1 protein-coding gene is annotated in these 359 nt (G+C 43.7%); it reads left to right on the forward strand.

All coding sequences use genetic code 11. The features are described 5' to 3' along the window. Window positions 1–359 (forward strand): aldehyde dehydrogenase family protein (locus tag AOA59_RS00465; protein ID WP_143522728.1); only part of this gene is annotated, 359 nt, incomplete at both ends.

The raw sequence follows: 359 nt of genomic DNA on the forward strand, positions 1-359 counted from the left end.
GGCTATCATTATCGATTTCCTATTGGTGTAATAGGAGCTATCACCCCCTTTAATGATCCATTAAACTTAGTCGCACATAAGGTTGGGCCTGCCATTGCAGCTGGAAACGCTATTGTAGTTAAACCAGCATCAGTAACTCCGCTCAGTGCACTGCTATTAGCAGAGGCATTTATGGTTGCTGGATTACCCGCTGGATTCTTGTCAGTTATTACAGGTTCTGGAAGGGAGATTGGAGAAACATTAGTCACTCATTCAGCAGTAAAAATGGTGTCTTTTACAGGTGGTGGTGTAGCAGGTGAAAAGATTGCCCATCAGGCTGGTCTAAAGAAAGTCAGTATGGAACTAGGCTCTAATTCTCC

It is taken from the genome of Pseudomonas sp. 2822-15, assembly GCF_002742515.1.
Classification (GTDB): domain Bacteria; phylum Pseudomonadota; class Gammaproteobacteria; order Pseudomonadales; family Pseudomonadaceae; genus Aquipseudomonas; species Aquipseudomonas salomonii.